This is a genomic window from Salinarimonas rosea DSM 21201, from assembly GCF_000429045.1.
In the GTDB taxonomy this organism is placed as follows: domain Bacteria; phylum Pseudomonadota; class Alphaproteobacteria; order Rhizobiales; family Beijerinckiaceae; genus Salinarimonas; species Salinarimonas rosea.
The window spans coordinates 1-16,845 of the sequence record NZ_AUBC01000036.1; the positions used below are offsets into that span (position 1 = coordinate 1).

Consider the following 16,845-nt stretch of genomic DNA (forward strand, 5'->3'; position numbering starts at 1 on the left):
CTTCGACGTGGTCACCGGCGCCCAGGCCAAGCCCAAGGCGAACGCGCCGGCCTACACCAAGGTGTTCGGGCAATCGCTGATCCGGGAAGCCGAGGCCGACGACAAGATCGTCGCCATCACGGCGGCGATGCCGTCGGGCACCGGCATCGACCTGTTCGGCAAGGCGCATCCCGCCCGCACCTTCGACGTCGGCATCGCCGAGCAGCACGCGGTGACCTTCGCCGCGGGCATGGCGACGGAGGGCTACAAGCCGTTCTGCGCGATCTACTCGACCTTCCTGCAGCGCGCCTACGACCAGATCGTCCACGACGTGGCGATCCAGAACCTGCCCGTGCGCTTCGTGATGGACCGGGCGGGGCTGGTGGGCGCCGACGGGCCGACGCATGCGGGCTCCTTCGACGTCGCCTATCTCGGCTGCCTGCCGAACATGACCATCATGGCCGCCGCCGACGAGGCGGAGCTGGTGCACATGGTCGCCACCGCGGCGGCGCACGACACCGGCCCGATCGCCCTGCGCTACCCGCGCGGCGAGGGCGTCGGCGTCGAGCTGCCCGAGCGCGGCGTGCCGCTCGAGATCGGGCGCGGGCGCGTGGTGAAGGAGGGCTCGCGGGTGGCGATCCTCTCGCTCGGCACCCGCCTCGCCGAGGCGCTCGCCGCCGCCGAAGAGCTCGACGCGCGCGGGCTCTCGACCACGGTGGCGGACGCGCGCTTCGCCAAGCCGCTGGACCGCGACCTCGTCGAACGGCTCGCCCGCGAGCACGAGGTGCTGATCACGATCGAGGAGGGCTCGATCGGCGGCTTCGGCTCCTTCGTGCTGCACGCGCTGGCCGACGCGGGGCTGCTCGACAAGGGGCTCAAGGTCCGCCCCATGGTCCTGCCCGACCTGTTCATCGACCAGGACAAGCCCGCGAAGATGTACGCCGCCGCCGGGCTCGACGCCCGCGGCATCGTCGCCAAGGTGTTCGAGGCGCTCGGCGGGGAGGCCGCGGGCCAGGCCCGCGCGTGATGCCGCCGTCCCGGACCCGATCCGGGTCCGGGACGGGCGCCACGTCCGCTTACTCGGAGACGAGCGCCGCGAAGCGCGCGAGATCGACGTTTCCGCCCGAGACGATCACGCCGACCCGCTTGCCCGCGAGGTCGCCCGCCGCGAAGGCGGCGGCGGCGCCGAGGCAGCCGGTGGGCTCGACGACCTGCTTCATGCGCTCGGCGAAGAAGCGCATGGTCTCGACGAGCGCCGCGTCCGGCACGGTGGTGACGCCCGCGGCTTTCGCCCGAAGGAGCGGGAAGGTGTGGGCGCCCGCCGCCGTCGTCTGCGCGCCGTCGGCGATCGTCTGCGGCACCGGGATCGTGACGATGCGCCCCGCCTCGAGCGAGCGGCGGATGTCGTCGCCCGCCTCCGGCTCGACCCCCCAGACCGCACAGCCGGGAGAGAGGGCCTCGGCCGCGAGGCAGGCGCCCGACGTCAGCCCGCCGCCGCCGAGGCAGGCGTAGATCCGGTCGAGCGGCCCGACCTCCTCGATCAGCTCCTTCGTCGCCGTGCCCTGGCCGGCGATCACGTCGGGATGGTCGAAGGGCGGGATCAGCGCGAGCCCGCGCTCGGCCGAGAGCCGGCGGCCGATGGCCTCGCGATCCTCGCCGAAGCGGTCGTAGAGAACGACCTCGGCGCCGTAGCCCCGCGTCGCCGCGACCTTGATCGCCGGCGCGTCGGTGGGCATCACGATCACCGTCGGCGCGCCGAGCAGCGTGCCGGCGCAGGCGATCGCCTGGGCGTGGTTGCCCGAGGAATAGGCGACGACGCCCCGCGCCCGCGCGTCCGCATCGAGCGCCGCGATGGCGTTGTAGGCGCCGCGGAACTTGAAGGCGCCCGTGCGCTGGAGGCTCTCCATCTTGAAGAACAGCCGCGCGCCGGTGCGCGCGTCCGCGGTGCGCGAGGTCATCACCGGCGTGCGGTGGGCGATGCCGTCGAGGCGCCGGGCAGCGGCCTCGACGTCGGCGTAGGTGGGCAGGCGCAGTCCCGTGGTCTGGTCCATCAGCGGTTCCCGAACTCGGCCTTTCGCTTCTCGACGAAGGCCTGCATGCCTTCCTTCTGGTCGGCGGTGGCGAACATGGCGTGGAAGACGCGGCGCTCGAAGCGGATGCCCTCGGCGAGCGTGGTCTCGTAGGCGCGATTGACGCTCTCCTTCGTCATCAAGGCGATGGGCAGCGACATGTCGGCGATGGCGGCGGCGACCTTCAGCGCCTCGTCGAGAAGCTGGTCGACCGGCAGGACCCGCGAGACGAGCCCGGCGCGCTCCGCCTCGGCCGCGTCCATCATGCGGCCGGTGAGGCACATCTCCATCGCCTTCGCCTTGCCCACGAACCGGGTGAGGCGCTGCGTGCCGCCGGCTCCCGGCATCACGCCGAGCTTGATCTCGGGCTGGCCGAACTTCGCCGTCTCGGAGGCGAGGATGAAGTCGCACATCATGGCGAGCTCGCAGCCGCCGCCGAGCGCGAAGCCCGACACCGCGGCGACGATCGGCTTGCGCCGCGCGGCGACCTTGTCCCAGGCGGTGATGAAGTCGTCGAGATAGGTCTGCGGGTAGGAGAGGCCCGACATCTCCTTGATGTCGGCGCCCGCCGCGAAGGCCTTCTCGGAGCCGGTGATCACGATGCAGCCGATGGCCGGATCGCGCTCGTAGCCGTCGAGCGCCTCGTTGAGCTCCGCGATCAGCGTGGAATTCAGCGCGTTGAGCGCCTGCGGCCGGTGGAGCGTGACGAGCCCGACCTTGCCGCGGGTCTCGGTGAGGATGGTCTCGTAGGGCATGGCGTCGCCTCCTCCTGTTCGTCCGCTCATCGGTAGCGGGCGAGGGGAGGGGCGGCAAGGGGCAGAAAGGCGGGCGGCGCGTGCCCGATCACGCCCGGCCGATCACGCCCGGTCCGACTAAGCCCAGGGGCGCTCGGCCATCTTCTGCTCGAACGTCTCGATCGCCGGCGCCTTCTCCAGCGTCAGGCCGATGTCGTCCAGGCCGTTCATCAGGCAGTGCTTGCGAAACGGGTCGATCTCGAAGCGGATGACGCCGCCGTCGGGGCCGCGGATCTCCTGGGATTCGAGATCGACGGTGATCGTCGCGTTGGCGCCGCGCTCGGCGTCCTCGAACAGGGCCTCGAGTTCGCTCGGCGTCACCACGATCGGCAGGATGCCGTTCTTGAAGCAGTTGTTGTAGAAGATGTCCGCGAAGGACGTCGAGATCACGCAGCGGATGCCGTAGTCGAGCAGCGCCCAGGGTGCGTGCTCGCGCGAGGAGCCGCAGCCGAAATTGTCGCCGGCGACCAGGATCTGCGCCTTGCGGTAGGCCGGCTGGTTCAGGACGAACTCCGGGATCTCCGCGCCCTCGGGCGTGAAGCGCATCTCGGCGAAGAGCCCCGTGCCGAGCCCGGTGCGCTTGATCGTCTTGAGGTAGTTCTTCGGGATGATCATGTCGGTGTCGACGTTGATGATCCGGAGCGGCGCGGCGACGCCGGTGAGAACCGTGAAGGGCTGCATGGGCTCGTTTCTTCGTCGGGCTCGGTCGGTCGGGCTTCGAGGCGGGGCCCCGAAGGCATCGGCGGTTCTCTAGCAGCCGTCCGCCGCGAGGGGAAGCCTCCACGGGTGCAGAGCGGGTCGCCGCGGGCCCGTCGGCGCGAAACCCCGATCCCTCCCGTCCGTTGGCCGCTCGAACGGCGATGCCCGACGCGGCGTCCCGCACCATGCGACACGAGCACGAAGGGCGACGCCATGGCGAAGACCCCCTCCCGCCGCGCGGACGGCACGCTGACGAACCGTCAGGGTCATCCGGTCTCGAACAACCAGTCGCAGCGTACGGTCGGCCCGCGCGGCCCGGCGACGCTAGAGAACTACCAGTTCCTCGAGAAGATCAGCCATTTCGACCGCGAGCGCATCCCCGAGCGGGTGGTCCACGCCCGCGGCTTCGTCGCCTACGGCCGGTTCGAGGCGACCGGCAAGATCGGCGACGAGCCGGCGTCGAAGTACACCCGCGCCAAGCTGTTCCAGGAGGCGGGCAAGACGACCCCGCTGGCGATCCGCTTCTCCACCGTGATCGGCGGGCGGGATTCGTCGGAGGTCGCCCGCGACCCGCGCGGCTTCGCGGTGAAGTTCTACACCGAGGACGGCAACTGGGACCTCGTCGGCAACAATCTCGCGGTGTTCTTCATCCGCGACGCGATCAAGTTCCCCGACGTGATCCATGCGCTGAAGCCCGACCCGGTGACCTTCCGCCAGGAGCCGAACCGGATCTTCGACTTCATGTCGCAGACGCCGGAAGCGATGCACATGCTCACGCACCTGTTCAGCCCGCGCGGCATCCCGCGCAGCTACCGGCACATGGAGGGCTTCGGGGTCAACACCTACAAGATGGTCGACGAGGCCGGCGAGACGGTGCTGGTGAAGTACCACTTCCATCCGCGCCAGGGCGTCGAGAGCCTCACCGCGGCGGAGGCGGCGAAGGTGCAGGGCCAGGATCTCGGCTCGGCCTCGAAGGATCTCTACACCGCCATCGAGCGCGGCGATCATCCGCAGTGGGACATGTACGTGCAGATCCTGTCGGACGACGAGCATCCCGAGCTCGACTGGGATCCGCTCGACGACACCAAGATCTGGCCCGAGGAGGACATCCCGCTGCGCCACGTCGGCACCATGACGCTCGACCGCAACGTGGAGGACTTCTTCGACGAGAACGAGCAGATCGCCATGGGCACCGGCGTGCTGGTCGACGGGCTCGACTTCTCCGACGACAAGATGCTGGTGGGCCGCACCTTCTCCTACTCGGACACGCAGCGCTACCGGGTCGGGCCGAACTACCTGCAGCTGCCGGTGAACCGCCCGCGCGGGGCGAGCGTGCACACCAACCAGTCCGGCGGGCAGATGTCCTACCACCGCGATCTCGCGCCCGGGCAGAACCCGCACGTCAACTACGAGCCCTCCATCCACGGCGGCCTGCGCGAGGCCGAGGGCGACAGGGAGAGCCGGCCGCCGGAGCTGCGCGGGCGGCTCGTGCGCGAGCCGATCGAGCGGCGCAACGACTACGTCCAGGCCCGTGGCCGCTTCTGCACCATGATGAATTGGGAGCGCGACGACCTCGTGGAGAACATGGGCACGCTCCTGTCGGAGTGCGAGCGCGACGTGCAGGAGCGCATGATCTGGCACTTCTTCCTGGTGCACGACGACTACGGCCGGCGCGTCGGCGAGCGGATCGGCATCACGGCGGACGACGTGCGCGGCCTGTCGCCGCTGAAGGGCCAGGTCCTCACCGAGGAGGACGAGCGCCGGCTGAAGAGCCTCGGCGACAACGGCGACCGCATCGACCCGAAGCAGTGGCCCGGCTGGACGAGCTCGGTCACCAACCGCCAGGCGAGCGCCGAGGACGTGCTCGCGAGCTACCCGAGCGGGCGCAAGCAGGCGGCGGAATGAGCGCCGCCCCGCGCGGGCGCGGTGCCCGCGCGGTTGCCGCCGTCGCGACGCTCCGGTAACCCGGTCCCGCCCCGCGGCCCTCCCGCGCCGTGGCGGGGCGGGACATCAGGAGAGCCGCCGTGACCGACGCCGCCCGCCCGCCGATCGCCTACGCCATGTGCGGGCTCGCCTTCTCGGGCAAGTCCACGATCGCGCGCACCATCGCGCAGGCGCTGAAGATCGACATCGTCTCGCTCGACGCCATCAACGACGAGCGCGGCTTCGACGGCGGCAACGTCGTCGACGATTCCGAGTGGGAGCGCACCAGCCACATCGCCATGGAGCGCCTCGCCGGGCACCTCGCCGCCGGGCGGTCGGCCATCGTCGACGACACCTTCGCCTTCCGCTTCCTGCGCGATCGCTGCGCCGCCGTCGCCGCCCGCCACGGCGCCGGGTTTCGCATTCTCATGGTCGAGACCCCGCTTCCCGAGATCGAGGCGCGCCGGCGTGCCAACGACCTCACGGGCGAGCGGATGGGGCTCTCGGACGCGGTGTTCGACGACCACGTCGCCCGTTTCCAGGGCCCGGAGCCGGACGAGCCGGTGGTCCGCCTCGCCGCGCCGGAGGATGTCGACCGCTTCCTCGCCGAGGCGCGCACCCGTCGGGCCTGAGGCGGCGAACCCGGCCCGGGTCCATGCGTTCGGGACTCGAGAGCACCCGACAGGAGGCCCCCATGCCCGTCTCGCACCTGCGCGATCTCTACCTCGTGGAGCTCCAGGAGATGCGCTCCGCCGAGGATCTCATGGCCCGCACCATGCCGACGCTGGCGCGGCGCGCCAGCAACGAGCCCCTCGCCCGCATGCTCTCCGACGACGTCGGCGAGACCAGCGCCCATCGCGACCGTCTCGCGGCGATCCTCGGCGGCCACGGCGCCGACGCCGGGGAGCATCGCGACCAGTCGATGGCCGCCCTCGTCGCCGAGGCGGACAAGTGGTCGGGCATGATCGAGGACCCGGCCTGCCGCGACACCGCGCTGATCGCCTCGGCCCAGCGGCTTCAGCACTACGAGATCGCCGCCTACGGCTCGCTCGCCACCTGGGCGAAGCAGCTCGGCTTCGAGGAGGACCTCGCCGTGCTCCTCGACATCCTCGACGAGGAGAAGAAGGCGGACGAGACCCTGACCGAACTCGCCAAGGACGTCGTCAACCCGCAGGCGGCGGCGTGACGACGGGATCGGCCGAGGACCACCGCAGGCCCGGGTCGCCGGAGGAGCGGGCGCGTTCGGATGCCCCGCGCCGGATCGCCCCCGCCGACGCTCCGGGCCTCGCCGACGAGAGCGTCAATTCCAGCCGCCGCGCCGGGCCGGAGGCCGATCCGGGAACGGAGGATCCGGCGGAGCGCGCCAAGGTCGCCACCGCCGGGGTCGCGACCGGCCGGGCGGAGCCGCGGCGGCGCGGGTCCTGACGCTCGGCCGCGCGTCCCGTCGGGAGGTCCATTCATGCGGTCGGCGTCCCGTACCGCCGTTGGGGAGCCGGTCCGGGTCATCTCAGCCGTTCCAGCGCCCCTTTGCGTCCGACGATGGTCTCGTAGTCCCAGGCGATGGTCTGCGACTTCGCGAGCCAGCGTTCCAGCTCCTCGACATCGACCTCGGCCGGCGACCGATAGAAGATCGAGGCGTCCTCGAATGTCCCTCCGCGGACGTCGAGCCGGGGCTCGTCGAAGCCGGCGCCGCTCCAGAACATCAGGCGTATGCCGCGCTTCTGCTTGCTGTAGCCGACGGTCGGATTGCCGTCCAGGAACCACACCGGATGCCGGTGCCAGACTTTGCCCTCGGCCTCTGGAAGCCGTCGCTCGATCGTCCGGGCGAGCAGGTCGCAGATCTCCCTCTCGCCGTCCTCCAGGCTGCGGTTGAAGTCGCTGATCTCCGGTCTCATGTCGCACCTCCTCGATCGGCACGACGCGTGCGGGCGGGCGCGCCGAGCGCCGCGACATCGATCCGCTGCGACGACGTATCCTAGTCGAACATGCCTTTCGGGGTCTCGCCGCTCAGGAACGGCTCGATCAGCATGTGCAGGAGCTCGGGCTGGCCGATCACCGCCGTATGCGAGGTCGCGGGCAGGATGGCCAGGCGCGATGCGGCCACGGGCGCTCCCATGTCGCCCATCGCGCCACCGCCCAGGAGCCGGAACATGGCCACGGTGTGCTCGAGCGTGACCACGTCGGCATCGCCCGCGATGAGGAGCACGGGAGCCTCGATGCCGCGGACCTGCTCCTCCCAGGCCATCGGCTCGTGCTCGAGCGCGATGAGCTTCTCCGCCAGGGCGCGGAACCCCTCCGGATCGGGGGCGAGCTCACGGTAGTCCGCCTCGAGCGGCGTACCGATCAGCATGTCCGGCGTCATGTCGGGGATCATGGCGGCGAATTGCGGCTGCATGCCGCGAGCGTCGTAGGCGGCCGACGCCGCCACGAGGCGGTCGACCTTGTCGGGGTGGCGGACCGCGAGCTGGAGCCCGGCGGCCGCCCCCATCGAGTACCCGAACACGTCGGCCCGCTCGAGCCCGACCGCATCCATGAAGGCGGCCACGTCGTCGGCGAGGGTCTCGTAGGTGATCGGCCGGTCGATGTCGGCGGTGCGGCCGTGCCCCTGGAACTCCAGCGCGTAGACGCGACGGCTCTCCGCCAGCCGAGGCACGATCTCACCCATCGCCGGGATGCTCATGTAGGCGCCGTGCAGGACGACGAGCGGATCGCCCTCGCCCGAGACCTCGTAGTAGGTCTCCAGGCCGTCGATCGTGACGGTCTCGGCCAAGGCGGGAGGGGCGGCTGTCGCGATCAGCGCTGCGACGAGCATGGCTGGGCGGATCATGTCGGGTCTCCGGTGTCGTGTGGCCGAGGGTGCCGCGGATCGGCGCGTGCGCCGACGAGAGGTCGTCTCATGCGGACCGCCCGAACAGCAGCCTGACGTAGCGCTCGACGTGCTCGATGCTGGCGACGACGACGCTCGGGTCGTCGCGCGCCTTGCCCACGACGAAGGCGCCCTGGATCGCCGCCTGAACGTACAGCGCGAGGCCGTGCGCGTCGACGCCGGGCACGGGATGGCGGGCGAGCGCGGCGGCGAGGTCCGCCTCGATGTGGGCCGCGCCGCCGAGGATGCTCTCGTCGGCGGCTGCCCGGATCGCGGGGCTGGTCGCGTGGATCTCCTGCACGGTCGTGCCGGCGACGCAGGAATACGCGCCGGCCGAGCCGCGCACGAGCGTCCGGCGCAGCTCGAGGTAGGCGAGGACCCGGTCGAGCGGATCCTCGTGGCGGTGATAGTCGGCCTGCGCGAACAGGGCGCCGGTCACCTCGGACCAGTGGCGCACGGCGGCGACGCCGAGCTCCTCCTTCGAGCGGAAATGGTGGAAGAAGGCGCCCTTGGTCACGCCCGCCGCCGCGCACAGGTCGTCGACGGTGGTGGCGCCGTAGCCCTTCTCGCGCAGGAGCACGAGCGCGGCGTCGAGCAGCTTCTCGCGGGCGTCGGGCTTTCCGGCGCGTGCGGGCATGCGTCGTCCTCCCATGGCGGCCGCCGAAGATCGCGGCGCCCTCTCAGAGCGTGCGGGCGAGCGCGTCGAGCTGGTCGATGCAGGCGTTCCAGCCGGGCGCGAAGCCCATGTCGTCGTGCGCCTTGCGGTCGTCCGGCGTGCGATGCAGCACGAGCGCCCGGTAGAGCGTCCCGCCATCCACCGCCCGCATCGTGATCTCCACCGTCATGAACGGCGAGGCGCCGGGGCGGAAGCCCGGACCCATCGCGTCGGTCCAGACCAGGCGGCGCTCCGGCTCCGCCACGAGCACGCAGCCGGGCTTCTCCTCCATGACGGCGCCCTCGGGCGATGCCATCACGACCGTGAACGTGCCGCCGGGCTGCGGCTCGACAGCCGCCCGCGAGACGCTCCAGGGCGCGGGCGCGAACCAGCGCTCGATCAGCGCGGGCTGGGTCCAGGCGCGCCAGAGCTGGGCTGGGCTCGCGGAGAGGGTGCGCTCGATCACGAGATCGAGCGCGGGGTCGATGGTGGTGGTGCGGGTGTCGGGCATCATCGTCGTTCTCCGTCATCCTGTCGTGAACGCGCGTTGCATCAGGCGGCCGGGCGCCGGCGTGCGGCCGAGGTCGCCGAGTGAGGGGCCTGTGGCCGTGGTGGCGCTGGCGGTCTTCGGCTTGTCCCCACCGTCTCGGGGATCTAAGCGTACCGACCAGTTGGTATGTGTCAAGCGAAAAGCAGCGGAGTGCGTGTTCCGCGCCTCATCGGAGGCGGGATCGCCCGACAGGCGTAACCGTCGGACGCGCTCGCCGGCAGACGCGGTGCTGTTCCGCCTCTGCGCCCGACATCGCTTCAGTCCAGGCACCCGAAGATGTCCCCCGAGCCGCGCTCGCGCGCCATCAGGTTCTCCGCGAGGCGCGCGTGCCCACCCGACGGTCGGCCGGGATCGCGGCCGCGGGGGTTCGGCAGGGCGGTGGCGAGCAGCGCGGCCTCCCGGCGCGTGAGGTCGGCGGCGCTCTTGCCGAAATGGGCGCGCGCCGCCGCCTCGACGCCGAAGATCCCGTCGCCCCATTCGGCGACGTTGAGATAGACCTCGAGCGTGCGCCGCTTGCCCCAGACGAGGTCGAGCCACAGCGCGAGCGGGATCTCGATCGCCTTGCGGACGTAGGAGCGCTGCGGCCACAGGAACACGTTCTTGGCCGTCTGCATCGAGATGGTCGATGCCCCGCGCTCGGCCCCGGCCTCGATCACCGCCAGAAGCGCGTCGAAGTCGACGCCGGCGTGCCGGCAATAGAGCGAATCCTCGGACGCGATCACCATCCGCGGCACGTGCGCAGAGATCGTCTCGAGCGGCGCCACCATGCGGGTCACCGGCTGCATCGTGGCCCAGCGGCCGAGCATCAGGGTCGAGACCGGCGTGATCGCCGCACCGACGAGCGTCAGCACGACGAGCGCGAGCGCCGCGAGCGCGACGGTGCGCCACGCCAGGCCCAGGACGCCGCGCGCGAGACGGCGCACGGGGCCGCGGCCCGGCGCGTCGGCGCGCGTCGTCTCCCCGCCTCGGCTCATCCTCGCGATCCTCGCCTCGTGGAACCCGCCCCGTACTTGACCCGGCCGCGCCGCTGCTGCAAGCCGAGCCGTGCCGTTTCCCGGAGGTTTCAGCGCCGATGCCGCACACGCACACCCCGTTCGAGGCGCGGCTGCGCGCCGTGGCCGAGACCGTCGAGCGGCGGCTCGAGACGCTCCTCGACGACGTGCCCCGGGAAGGCGAGATCGCCCGTCCCGAGCGGCTGATGGCGGCCATGCGCCATGCGGCGCTGGCCGGGGGCAAGCGGCTGCGGCCCTTCCTCGCGGTGGAGGCGACGCGGCTGCTCGGCGGGCCGGAGGAGGCGGGCCTGCGGGCGGGCCTCGCGATCGAGCTGATCCACTGCTACTCCCTCGTCCACGACGACCTGCCGGTGATGGACGACGACGACCTGCGCCGCGGCAAGCCCACGGTGCACGTGGCCTTCGACGACGCCACCGCGATCCTCGCCGGCGACGCGCTGCTGACGCTCGCCTTCGAGGTCGCGACCGCGGAGGGCGGGGATGCACCGCCGGAGGTCCGTGCCGCGCTCGCGGCGACGATCGCCCGCGCGGCGGGGCTCGCCGGCATGGTCGGCGGGCAGATGCTCGACCTAGCGGCGGAGGGACGCTACGGGCCGCGTACGCTCGGGGAGGCCGAGATCCGCCGGCTCCAGGCGATGAAGACCGGCGCGCTCCTCGCTGTCTCCGCCGAAGCCGGCGCCATCGCCGCCGGCGCGGGCGCACGCGACCGCGCGCGTCTCCTCGACTACGGCCGCGCGCTCGGCGCCGCCTTCCAGATCGCCGACGACATCCTCGACCGCGAGGCGACGGCGGAGGCGCTCGGCAAGGCGGTGGGCAAGGACGCCGGGCGCGGCAAGGGCACGCTCGTCGACGCGCTCGGCATCGACGCCGCCCGCGCCGAGTGCGACCGGCTCGTGGCCGAGGCCGAGGCCGCGCTCGCGCCCTGGGGCGAGCGGGCGGCGGTGCTGATCGAGGCCGCCCGGTTCACGGCCGCGCGCAAGGCCTGAGCACGAGCCCACGCCGAGGAGGCTTCCGCCTGCCCGCGCGCCGCGCTAGCGTCGCGCGCGCTCCGTTGAGGGTGCCCACGAGGATTCGCGCTCCCATGACCGCTCCCCGCTTCCTGCTCCACGGCATCTGGCTCTCGGGCCCGACCTACAAGGTCGCGCTCTTCCTCGCGCTCGCGGGGGAGCCGTTCGACTTCGAGCTCGTGAACCTGCGCGAGGGCGCCCACAAGGCGCCCGGCTACGTGGCGCGCCAGCGCTATGGCCAGGTGCCGCTGCTGGAGGACCGCTCGAACGGCCGCGGCCTGTGCCAGGCGGCGTCGATCCTCGAATACCTCGCCGACGTCACCGGCAAGATGGGCGGTGCCACGCTCGACGAGCGCATCCGCGCCCGCGAGTGGATGTTCTGGGACTACGACCGCTTCGCCGTGCCGATCTACCGCTGCCGCGGCGTGAAGCTCGGCTTCCGGCAGGCGCCGGAGGAGGCCGTGGCCATGTGGACGGCGGAGGGCGAGGCCGCGCTCGCCGTGCTCGACGGGCACCTGCAGGGCCGCGACTTCCTGGTCGGCGAGGGGCCGACCATGGCCGACGTCGATCTCTACGGCGTCGCCTCCTATGCCGAGGCCGGCGGCTTCTCGCTCGAGGCGCGCCCGGCGCTGCGGGCCTGGATGGCGCGGATCGAGGCGCTGCCGGGCTTCGGGCCGCCCGAGGCCATCGTCCCCAAGGAGACGAGGCTCACCGCGTGAGCGACCTCGTCCTGCGCGAGGCCCGCACGAGCGATCTCGAGGCGATCGTGCGCCTCTACGCCGCCGACACGCTCGGCGGCCACGACGACGCCTGGAGCGAGGAGACCGCGGCCGCCTACGCGGCCGCCTTCGCCCGCATCGTCACGAGCGAGGATCACATGGTCTTCGTCGCCGAGGCGGAGGGCCGCATCGTCGGCACCTTCCAGGTGAGCGTCATCCCCTGCCTCGTCGATCGCGGCGCCACGCGGGTGCGGATCGAGGCGGTGCAGGTCGATGCCGCGCGCCGCTCGCGCGGGATCGGGGCGGCGCTCGTCGCCCACGCCGAGGCGTGGGCGCGGGAGCACGGCGCCGCCTTCGTCGAGCTCGCCTCGAACGCGGCGCGCGCGGATGCGCACCGGTTCTACGGGCGGCTCGGCTACGGGCAGACGCATCTCGGCTTCAAGAAGGCGCTGTGACGGGCGGCGTTCCTCCCGTCACAGCCGCGCCGGCCGCTCCGTGAGGAGGGGCGTCGACGACAGCCCGCCAGCCCACCTCGGACGCGGTTTTCGCCCCTACTCGACGGCCGCCGCTCCCGCCCGGCCGCCGCGAAGCTGCCGCCAGGCGGTCAGCACGGCGAGGCCGGCCGCCACCGAGAGGAGGCCGAGGGAGATCTCGCTGCTCCAGAGTGCGGTGAGGTCACCACGCGAGATCAGCATGACGCGCCGAAAGTGCTCCTCCAGCAACGGGCCCAGCACGAAGCCGAGGATGAGGGGCGCCAGGGGATAGCGCTGCCGCGACAGGCCCCATCCGACGACCCCGATCAGGACCGCCAGGAAGACGTCGAACAGGCTGTTGCGCGCGCTATAGACCCCGAGCAGGATGAAGATGGCGATCAGGCTCGAGAGATAGTGGTGAGGAATGCGCGTGATGCGCGCCCACAGGCCGATGAACGGGAGGTTCAGCGCCAGCAGCATCAGGTTCCCGATCCAGAAGCTCGCGATCAGTCCCCAGAAGAAATCCGGCTGCGTTGCCATGAACTGGGAGCCGGGCACGATGCCGTGGAGGGTCATCGCCGCGAGCAGGATCGCCATAACCGCGTCGCCGGGAATGCCGAGGCTGAGCGTCGGGATGAACGCCGACTGGACGGCGGCGTTGTTCGCCGCCTCGGGGGCGGTGATCCCTTCGATGGCGCCCTTGCCGAACCTCTCGGGCGTGCGCGAGACCTTCTGCTCGAGCGAGTAGGCCAGGAACGCCGCGACCGTGGGCCCGGCGCCGGGCAGCGCACCGATCAGCGACCCGATCGCCGTGCCCCGAAGGCAGGGCCCGTACATCTGCCGCCGCTCGCTTCGGTCCGGCAGCATGCCGCGCAGCCGATAGGACTTGGCCGGCGGCACGGCGGGGTCCCGGCGGCTGATGTTCGACAAGAGCTCGGACACGCCGAACAGCCCCATGGTGAGCACGAGGATGCCGATCCCCTCGGTCATCTCGGGGAAGCCGAACGTGTAGCGCATCGCCCCGGTCGTCATGTCCATCCCGAACGTGCCGAGCAGAAGGCCCAGGAACGTCATGGCCGCGCCCTTCGTCGCGCTGCCGGCTCCCATGGAGAGCGCCGCCACGAGGCCGAGCACCATCACGGCGAAGTACTCGGCCGAGCCGAAGCGGAGCGCCACGTTGGCCAGGACGGGCGACACGCCCATGAGCAGGACGATGGCGATGCTGCCGCCGACGAACGAGGCGATCGTGGTCACGAACAGCGCGGTTCCGGCCTTCCCCTGCTGCGCCATCGGGTAGCCGTCGAGGCAGGTCACCGCCGCCGTCGAGGTCCCGGGAATGTTCAGGAGGATCGCGGCCGTGGAGCTGCCGTACTGCGATCCGTAGAAGATGCCCGACAGCATGATGAGGGCGGTGAGCCCGTCGAGCCCGAAGGTCATCGGCAGGACGATCGAGATGCATGCCGCAGCGCCGATGCCCGGCAGCGTCCCGACCAGCGTTCCCAGGAGGACACCGAGGAAGCAGAAGAGCAATTGCTCGGGACCGAAGGCCAAGGAGAAGCCCTGGAGGATGCTGTCCATGTGCCTGAATGCCTTCCCTGGATGGAGCCCACGAAGAGAACTGCCGGCTCAGAGCGGCAGTCCGAGCACGCCCACGAAGAGCAGGTAGCAGCTCGCGGTGAGGACGGACGAGAAGACGAGGGCCCGGATCGGCGACCTCTGCCCACCGATCCAGCAGATGGCCAGCGCACAGATCAGGGAGGCGAGTACGAAGCCGATCACCTCGAACAAGAGCCCCCACGCCAGCAGCACCCCCACGAGCATGGCGGCGCGCGTCAGGCCTCCGCCCTCCGCGTCCCCGGTCGCTCGGGGGTCCGTCGCTGCGTCCTGCCGTGGCGACCGGGCGATCCGCACGAGCGGCGTGACCACGGCCCCCGCAGCGGCGACGAACAGCCCCGCGGCGAGCACGAAGGGATAGCCCCCGGGGCCGGGCATGCGCAGGCTGCCGATGCCGTAGCCCCACGCCTGCCACATCGCCCAGGCGGAGCCTCCCATCAGGGCGAGCGGCACGCCGGCTGCGGCCAGCTGGTTCCAGTCCGGACGTCGCGTCACGTGAGCCCCCCTTGCGCGGAGTCGGGTGCCGCCCCCGTGGGCAGGCCCGGAGCGGATCGTCGAGATCGGGTCTTGCGCCACCCTCCCGCACGATCCGCGGATTCGTCGATCGTGTGTCAGGAGACAATTACTGTCAACAGTAGGAGTTATTCTCTCTCGGTTCGACAATCCTGCTCGACGTCCACGATCCAGGCAACTTCACACCAATCGCTATAGCAGTACGTGTCCCGAAGAAGATGCTGCCCGTGCAGTGGTTCGGCGGCTTCCAGAAATGTGTTGACAGTTATACCTCGGTTGACGACCCTCGTCGCATCCCCTCCGAGGGGTCGTGACGAGCGCCGGCGGTGGGGCGCGCCTTCGTGCGCAGGGAGCGGACCGTCGATGCGGCGAGCCGCGACCGCGGAGCGAGGAGGGCGCGACGGCCATGTCGAGGCGCGCCTGATGGAGACGATCGGTGGAGACAACGGTGCCCGAAACCGCTTTTCCACATGCCGCGGCGGCAGCCGTCGGCGAGAGCGCACGGGAGGTCTCCCGATGACGCCGGAGGCATCGCCCCAGGGGCTGACGCGGCGCCTCGCGGCGTTCGCGACGACGGCCCGGCTCGCCGACCTGGAGCCATCGGCGCGGCGTGTCGCCACGAGGCAGGCGCTCGACGGGATCGCCTGCATCCTGGCGGGGAGCGCCACGCCGCGGGTGGCCGCGAGCCTGAGCCTGGCCGAGACGCTGGACGGCAGGGTCGCGGCGGAGAACGCCGTTCCGGTGGTGGGGCTCGGCCTTCGCGCCGGCCCGCTCGTCGCCGCCTACGCGATGGCGGCCGCCTGCCACGCTCTGGAATACGACGACGGCAATCGGGAAGGCTCCGTGCACCCCGGCGCCGCCGTCGTCTCCGCGGCTCTGGCCGTCGGCTATCATCGCGGCGCGACTCTCGGCGAGACGTTCGACGCCATCGTGGCGGGATACGAGGCCTGCGTCGTCACCGCCGAGGTGATGAACCCCTCCGCGATGCGACGCGGCTTCCAGCTGACGCCGGTCGCCGGCGTGCTCGGCGCCGCGGCGGCGGCGGGGCGCCTGCTCGGCCTCGCGGAGGACCCGCTCGAGCGGGCGCTCGGCATCGCCGGCAGCGCGTCCTCCGGGACCTTCGCGTATTTGGCGGGCGGCGGCGACGTCAAGAAGCTGCATCCGGCTCATGCGGCGCGCAGCGGCGTCCACGCCGCCTACGCGGCGGCGCGAGGGCTCGCGGTCGGTCCCCGGGGGGTCCTCGAAGGTCCGGGCGGCCTGATCCACGCGTTCGCGGGCCTGGGTCCGGAGGTCGCCCGGCGCGCCGTCGGGGGCGACCGTCCCGCGATCTGCCGCAGCTACCTGAAGCCCTACCCCTGCTGTCGTCACGTGCACTCGGCCGTGGACGCGCTCGCCGGGCTCGTGGCGTCCCACGCGCTACGCGGCGAGGACGTCGAGCGCATAGAGGTCGAGACCTACGCGGCGGCGATGGCGCACGTGCCGTTGCCGTGGGACACGCTCGAGATCGCGCAGCTGTCCTTCCCCTACCTGATGGCGGTGACGGCGGCGCACGGCACGGTCGCGCTCGCGCATTTCGATGCGCGTCATCGCGAGGACGCGGCGCTCGCCGCGCTGGCCGGCCGGACGATCATCCGCGAAGCCGAGGATCTCTCGGCCGCCTACCCGGCGGAGAGCCCGGCGCGCGTACGTCTCGTCACGACCGACGGCCGTGTGCTCGAAGCGGCCTCGCGCCATCCCCCGGGAGCGCCCGAGGCGCCGATGAGCGACGCCGCCTTCGCCACGAAGTTCGCGGAGTGCGCCCGGTTGGCGCCGCGGCTCGCCGATCCCGATGGACTTCTCGGCCGCCTGGAATCCGCGGCCTGGGAGACGCCGCTGCGCCGGGTGGTCGACGAGCACCTGATCCCCCACCCGTAGGAGGAGCGCCGGCGGTGCACCCGGCTCGGCCGGGCGTGCCTTCGGCAACCGACGAGA

19 protein-coding genes are annotated in these 16,845 nt (G+C 71.8%); 9 read left to right on the plus strand and 10 right to left on the minus strand.

Annotation, left to right across the window (positions count from 1 at the left end; all coding sequences use genetic code 11):
* Positions 1-1,006 (plus strand): transketolase C-terminal domain-containing protein (locus G407_RS0119910; RefSeq protein ID WP_029032237.1); only part of this gene is annotated, 1,006 nt, incomplete at its 5' end.
* Between the two features lie 49 nt (positions 1,007-1,055).
* On the opposite strand, the gene G407_RS0119915 is transcribed toward G407_RS0119910, so the two are convergent.
* The 3 genes from G407_RS0119915 to leuD form a co-directional block, all read right to left on the minus strand.
* Positions 1,056-2,030 (minus strand): threo-3-hydroxy-L-aspartate ammonia-lyase, encoded by a 975-nt coding sequence (locus G407_RS0119915; RefSeq protein ID WP_043540249.1) that lies wholly within the window; start codon positions 2,028-2,030, stop codon positions 1,056-1,058.
* Entirely contained in the window at positions 2,030-2,803 is a 774-nt protein-coding gene (locus G407_RS0119920) for an enoyl-CoA hydratase (protein ID WP_029032239.1), read from the minus strand. The genes G407_RS0119915 and G407_RS0119920 overlap by 1 nt, the downstream gene beginning before the upstream one ends.
* A 117-nt stretch (positions 2,804-2,920) precedes the next feature.
* Positions 2,921-3,523 (minus strand): 3-isopropylmalate dehydratase small subunit, encoded by a 603-nt coding sequence (gene leuD, locus G407_RS0119925; RefSeq protein WP_029032240.1) that lies wholly within the window; start codon positions 3,521-3,523, stop codon positions 2,921-2,923.
* A gap of 231 nt (positions 3,524-3,754) precedes the next feature.
* Between leuD and G407_RS28895 the strand changes: the two genes are divergently transcribed.
* The 4 genes from G407_RS28895 (at position 3,755) to G407_RS0119945 (ending at position 6,889) form a co-directional block, all read left to right on the plus strand.
* On the plus strand, positions 3,755-5,446 hold the full coding sequence (locus tag G407_RS28895; protein WP_043540250.1) for a catalase: 1,692 nt from the start codon (positions 3,755-3,757) through the stop codon (positions 5,444-5,446).
* Positions 5,447-5,565: 119 nt separating this feature from the next.
* Entirely contained in the window at positions 5,566-6,096 is a 531-nt protein-coding gene (locus tag G407_RS0119935) for an ATP-binding protein (protein WP_052341645.1), read from the plus strand.
* A 62-nt stretch (positions 6,097-6,158) separates the two neighbouring features.
* A complete protein-coding gene (locus G407_RS0119940) occupies positions 6,159-6,650 on the plus strand; it encodes a YciE/YciF ferroxidase family protein (RefSeq protein WP_029032242.1) in 492 nt (163 codons plus the stop codon).
* Complete coding sequence (locus G407_RS0119945; protein WP_029032243.1) at positions 6,647-6,889, plus strand: hypothetical protein; 243 nt, start codon at positions 6,647-6,649, stop codon at positions 6,887-6,889. Before G407_RS0119940 ends, G407_RS0119945 begins: the two co-directional genes overlap by 4 nt.
* A 77-nt stretch (positions 6,890-6,966) precedes the next feature.
* On the opposite strand, the gene G407_RS0119950 is transcribed toward G407_RS0119945, so the two are convergent.
* The 5 genes from G407_RS0119950 to G407_RS28900 form a co-directional block, all read right to left on the minus strand.
* Entirely contained in the window at positions 6,967-7,359 is a 393-nt protein-coding gene (locus G407_RS0119950) for a DUF1801 domain-containing protein (RefSeq protein WP_029032244.1), read from the minus strand.
* Positions 7,360-7,439: 80 nt separating this feature from the next.
* Positions 7,440-8,291, minus strand: a complete 852-nt coding sequence (locus tag G407_RS0119955) for an alpha/beta fold hydrolase (protein WP_029032245.1) — start codon at positions 8,289-8,291, stop codon at positions 7,440-7,442.
* A gap of 67 nt (positions 8,292-8,358) precedes the next feature.
* The gene (locus tag G407_RS0119960; protein ID WP_029032246.1) at positions 8,359-8,967 is read right to left on the minus strand and encodes a TetR/AcrR family transcriptional regulator; all 609 of its coding nucleotides are present in this window, start codon (positions 8,965-8,967) and stop codon (positions 8,359-8,361) included.
* A 43-nt stretch (positions 8,968-9,010) separates the two neighbouring features.
* Complete coding sequence (locus G407_RS0119965) at positions 9,011-9,499, minus strand: SRPBCC family protein (RefSeq protein ID WP_052341647.1); 489 nt, start codon at positions 9,497-9,499, stop codon at positions 9,011-9,013.
* 293 nt (positions 9,500-9,792) lie between these two features.
* Positions 9,793-10,509 (minus strand): transglycosylase domain-containing protein, encoded by a 717-nt coding sequence (locus G407_RS28900; RefSeq protein WP_084327664.1) that lies wholly within the window; start codon positions 10,507-10,509, stop codon positions 9,793-9,795.
* 98 nt (positions 10,510-10,607) lie between these two features.
* On the opposite strand from G407_RS28900, the gene G407_RS0119975 reads away from it, so the two are divergent.
* The 3 genes from G407_RS0119975 to G407_RS0119985 all read left to right on the plus strand — a co-directional run bounded on the left by G407_RS0119975 (position 10,608) and on the right by G407_RS0119985 (position 12,729).
* The gene (locus tag G407_RS0119975; RefSeq protein WP_029032248.1) at positions 10,608-11,534 is read left to right on the plus strand and encodes a polyprenyl synthetase family protein; all 927 of its coding nucleotides are present in this window, start codon (positions 10,608-10,610) and stop codon (positions 11,532-11,534) included.
* Between the two features lie 95 nt (positions 11,535-11,629).
* Positions 11,630-12,274, plus strand: coding sequence for a glutathione S-transferase family protein (locus G407_RS28905; protein ID WP_052341649.1), 645 nt, complete (start codon positions 11,630-11,632; stop codon positions 12,272-12,274).
* Entirely contained in the window at positions 12,271-12,729 is a 459-nt protein-coding gene (locus G407_RS0119985; protein WP_029032249.1) for a GNAT family N-acetyltransferase, read from the plus strand. The genes G407_RS28905 and G407_RS0119985 overlap by 4 nt, the downstream gene beginning before the upstream one ends.
* Positions 12,730-12,825: 96 nt before the next feature.
* Here G407_RS0119985 and G407_RS0119990 read toward each other — a convergent pair whose 3' ends face one another.
* Entirely contained in the window at positions 12,826-14,325 is a 1,500-nt protein-coding gene (locus G407_RS0119990) for a tripartite tricarboxylate transporter permease (RefSeq protein ID WP_029032250.1), read from the minus strand.
* Between the two features lie 48 nt (positions 14,326-14,373).
* A complete protein-coding gene (locus G407_RS28910; RefSeq protein ID WP_156917654.1) occupies positions 14,374-14,856 on the minus strand; it encodes a tripartite tricarboxylate transporter TctB family protein in 483 nt (160 codons plus the stop codon).
* A 534-nt stretch (positions 14,857-15,390) separates the two neighbouring features.
* On the opposite strand from G407_RS28910, the gene G407_RS28915 reads away from it, so the two are divergent.
* Positions 15,391-16,788, plus strand: coding sequence for an MmgE/PrpD family protein (locus G407_RS28915; protein ID WP_052341651.1), 1,398 nt, complete (start codon positions 15,391-15,393; stop codon positions 16,786-16,788).
* The last annotated feature ends 57 nt before the right edge of the window (positions 16,789-16,845 follow it).